This is a genomic window from Deferribacterota bacterium, assembly GCA_034189185.1.
In the GTDB taxonomy this organism is placed as follows: Bacteria; Chrysiogenota; Deferribacteres; order Deferribacterales; family UBA228; genus UBA228.
Genome location: JAXHVM010000145.1, coordinates 1 through 4,666, shown reverse-complemented (window position 1 = coordinate 4,666; position 4,666 = coordinate 1). Strand labels below are relative to the sequence as shown.

Here is a 4,666-nt window from a genome sequence, read left to right as displayed (position 1 = left end):
AGAAAGGCTGCTGCTCCAATGTTATATAAGTTAAGGGGAGATGAGAAAACAACTCATTTAATTGAATCAGCAGCTATTCCTGTATCACAGTTAGTAAACTATTTTAAGCTAATGTATGAGATTTTAGAGAAATATGGGCTGAAATTTTCCATCATTGGTCATATTGGCAAAGGGGTAGTTCATACTGAACCAAGGCTTAATCTAAAAAATAAAAGAGATGTAGAATTATTAAAAATATTATCAGATGAGGCATCAGATTTAGTGATATCTTTAGGTGGTACTATATCAGGAGAACATGGTGAAGGGTTAAACAGATCATACTATATAAAAAAACAATATCCAACCATCTATAAGCTGTTTTTAGAAGTGAAAAAAATATTAGAATCTTATAATATATTAAATCCATATATAAAAACATATTTTGATGAAAATCAAGTGAAAGAACGTTTAAGGTTTGGCAAAGACTACAGTGAGCACAATATTGTTGAAGATATGAATTTTAACTGGTCTTATAGAGATTTTATAACTGAAATTGATATGTGTAATGGTTGTTCAAATTGCACGATACCTACTAATATATTAAGAATGTGCCCTGTCTACAAGTTTGATTTTGATGAGATTAGTGCACCTAAAAGTAAAGCTAATATACTTAGAGGATTAATATCAGGTGAATTGAAAGAAGATGTTATAAGAAACCCATTATTTAAGGCAATAATGGAGAGGTGTATTAATTGTGGTGCTTGTACTATTGAATGTCCATCAAATGTGAATGTACCAAAGCTGTCTATGGAAGCAAAAGCCATATATTATAAGAATCAAAGGATTCCCCTTTTTTATAGGCTATCCTCAAATCTCGATTATGCTAAAATATTAACCCCTCTTTTAGTAAGGTTTAATAATTATTTTACTAGTTTAGGTTTAGTATCTAACTCATTGTCTAAATTAATAAATATTGGTAGTGATATAAAAAAGATTAAACTAGCAGAAAATAATCTTTTTAAAAAGTATAAAAATCATTCAAATAAAGGAGACAGAAAAATTCTGTTATTTTCTGGTTGTTACTACAATTATATAGAGCCAGATATAAGTTTAGATACAATAAATATATTGGAGAGACATGGTTTTCAGGTAATATTACCTGACCAGTTTTGTTGTGGTATACCAGCTGTCTCAAAAGGATTAGTTGATCTAGCAAAAAAGAAGATTATAAAAAATATAGAAAAGTGGGGTGATATTGTACATGACATTCAATATATTGTTTCTGCCTGCTCTTCTTGTACATATGCCTTAAAGAATCTTTGGAAATCAATCATAGATGATGAAATTATCTATGAAATTAGTAGAAAAACAAAATTAATAAGTGAAGTTCTTATAGATATTGAGTTTAAAAAAAACAAATACAATGATAAAGAGAAGAGAAAAGCTCTATATCACGAACCTTGCCACCTAAAATTTCAAAGCGGAAAAAATTTTTCATTAGAATTGTTAAAAAAATTGGAATATTTAGAGGTTCAATCTTTAGATAGTAACTGTTGTGGCATGGCTGGTAGTTGGGGTATGTACAATAAAAACTCGCTTATAAGTCAAAAGATTGGAGACGATCTTAAGAATAGAATTAATAAAAAAGGTAGAGATGGTTATTATTTACTTTTGACAGATTGTCCCTCTTGCAGAATGAGACTTAAGAGTATATCAAAGAAACCTGTTTTGCACCCTGTAGAACTTTTAGATAATTAATTTAAATATGTTCTTCAGAATATCAGTAATTATTCTAATAATTTTAAATTGTATATATGTAAATGCAGATGTAAATAATTATATTATAGGGCTTAAAGCCTATAGAGATGGCTTTATTGATATTGCGAAAGATAATCTTAAAGAATATGTAAAACAAGCAGATTCTAAAGAAAAAAAATCCTTTGCAAGCTATATACTTGCAACAATTTATTTTAAGGAGAAGGACTTTCAGAAAACTCTCTTATTTTTAGATGGAATAGAAACAAGGAACGACCCAAGAATTAATATTTCTCAAGTACGAGAGATGAAGATGTTTGCACTAACTAATGTAAATTGTGATTTGTCATTGGACTTTTTAAAAAAATATCCCCTTTATGAGTTTACAAATATATACATCAATTCTAATTGTGAAAAAAATGATAAACTATTTAATATAATATGTGATAACCTAACAGATGAAAATAAATTGCAAGTTTTATATAATCTTCTAAATAGCAAATTATATAATAGGGTTTTTAATTGTATAGATTTATCAAAGGTCAAAAAAGAAGATTTAAGGGAAATTGGTTTATATTTTTTTAAAAATAAAGAATATAATAAATTCTGGAAGGTATTTGGCTTTTATAAAGATGATGATTTTGTAAACCTTGCACTATCTAGATACTGGCAAAAAGAAGATTATGATAAATTTATAAATAATTTTAATGCCTTTTTAAATAATTTTCACATAGAAAGTGAAAATTATTGTAGAGCAATAAAGATATATAATGATAAAGGATTAACATATGATTGCTCTTTAATTGATAAATGTATAGATAACAAAAGATTGTTGAATAAAAATAAGATAGCTTGTTTTATAAAAAACAAAAATATAAACAAATTAAGTGAATTTATAAATGAGGAGAATGGTAAATATTTATGTGATTATGGTGGATATTTGATTAAAGAGAGCCTTTATAATCACAAGATATTGCGTTATCTGTCAAATTGTAAAGATAGAAGAAAATATGTTGGATTTCTATATGAAAACAAAAAGTTCAATGACCTTATAATATTTTTGGGCGATCCTAGTAGTGATTTCGATTACTTTTTTTTAGCTCTATCATATAAAAAGTTGGGAAACAAAGAGAAATCATCTATATTTAGTGATAAACTAAAAAGTATTGAACTAAAAAAATACTTGGATAATTATTAAATAATGAAGAATGTATTAATTTCATTATCTATAATAATTGCTTTTATATTTTTAGCTATATATTTATTAACAGATGAAAGCTATAAATTGGCTAAAAAAGCAGAAGAGATGCTAAAAGCTGGAGATGTAGAACAGGCCGAAAAACTTACTTCTAAGGCCTTAGAAATAAATAGGTATAATAGAAAAGCAATATTAGTTGATACTAAGATAAAAAGATACATTAAAAATAAGGAAATTATCAGAAAAGCAAAAATAAAATATGAGGAAGCTTTAGATAATTTAGAAAAGGGTAATTTCAAAGATGCACAGGTAAAACTTATTGAGGCTATAGACCTTTTAAATAAAATAAATGATAAAGACTTGTTATATGAAGAAGCAAATAAGCTAATGGATAAAATAGTTGAAGAAATACAGAATTTAACAGATAGATTGGGTGAATATTATTATAATAATGCATTAAAAGCTTATAAAGAAGGAGATTTGATTGGAGCCTATGAGTTATTAGAATTAATCGAGGTAAAGGATAAAAAGATACTTGATCTAAAAAGTAAAATTGCTTTTGAAATTGGTGAGAAAAGATATAATAAAATACTTGAATCAGATTTTCAAGTTAGTGAATATGAATTAAAGGATGCTCTATATTGGTTTAGAAATGTTGATAGATATAGCAATTATTATGATAAAAGTAGGGAATATATTAAAACATTAAATGAGCACATAAAATGATGACAAAATTTTATATAAAAACATATGGCTGTCAAATGAATGAATACGATTCAGAGTATATTTCTTCTGTACTAATTAATAAAGGATATTATGAAACAAATAGTTATGAGGATGCAGATTATATAATCTTAAATACTTGTAGTGTAAGAGAAAAAGCTGAAAAGAAGGTATATTCTGAGATTGGGCGTATTAAAAAATTGAAAAGAAAAGATAGGGAAATAAAAATAGGTATATGTGGGTGTGTGGCTCAACAACAGGGTTATAATATAATGGAAAGATTTAAAGATGTTTCATTTGTTGTAGGCACAGATGCATTGAATAGATTTGAAGAAATTATGAATCAGGTTGAGCTAGGTGAAAGAATAGTCGATACAGATTTTAAATCTAATAAGCTTATTAAAGGCAAATTTAAAAGAGAACCCAGTACTATAGCTTATGTTTCAATAATGAAAGGGTGTAATAATTATTGTTCATATTGTATCGTTCCTTATGTAAGGGGTAGAGAAATAAGTAGAGATCCTGAAGAAATATTAGATGAAATAAAATATTTGGTAGAGTTAGGGTATAAAGAGGTTATATTATTGGGGCAAAATGTAAATTCTTATGGAAAAACCCTTGACGAAACTATTAATTTTCCAAAATTCTTAAGTATGGTTAATAATATTAATGGTTTAGAAAGGATCCGATTTGTAACTTCTCATCCAAAAGATTTTGATGAGGATTTAATCTTTGCTATGCGTGACAATGAGAAAGTATGCGAACAGATACATTTACCGATCCAATCAGGCTCAAACAAAATATTAAAATCAATGAACAGAAAGTATACATCTCAAGAATACCTAAAAAAAATAGAGAAATTAAAAAAATATATACCAAATATAGCAATTTCGTCTGATTTCATTGTAGGCTATCCTGGAGAAAGTGAAGGAGACTTCAATGATACATTGAATATATTAAATGAGGTAAAGTACATAATGTATTTTCTTTTAAGTATTCTGTGAGGCCTGG

General features: G+C 26.9%; 4 protein-coding genes. All 4 read left to right on the top strand.

Going from position 1 to position 4,666, the window contains the following annotated elements:
* The coding region (locus tag SVN78_08630) for an FAD-linked oxidase C-terminal domain-containing protein (GenBank protein ID MDY6821670.1) at positions 1-1,737 on the top strand (1,737 nt) is incomplete at its 5' end.
* Between the two features lie 7 nt (positions 1,738-1,744).
* Complete coding sequence (locus SVN78_08625; protein MDY6821669.1) at positions 1,745-2,932, top strand: hypothetical protein; 1,188 nt, start codon at positions 1,745-1,747, stop codon at positions 2,930-2,932.
* A gap of 3 nt (positions 2,933-2,935) precedes the next feature.
* On the top strand, positions 2,936-3,658 hold the full coding sequence (locus tag SVN78_08620; GenBank protein ID MDY6821668.1) for a hypothetical protein: 723 nt from the start codon (positions 2,936-2,938) through the stop codon (positions 3,656-3,658).
* Positions 3,655-4,659, top strand: coding sequence for a tRNA (N6-isopentenyl adenosine(37)-C2)-methylthiotransferase MiaB (miaB, locus tag SVN78_08615; protein ID MDY6821667.1), 1,005 nt, complete (start codon positions 3,655-3,657; stop codon positions 4,657-4,659). Before SVN78_08620 ends, miaB begins: the two co-directional genes overlap by 4 nt.
* Positions 4,660-4,666 lie beyond the last annotated feature (7 nt).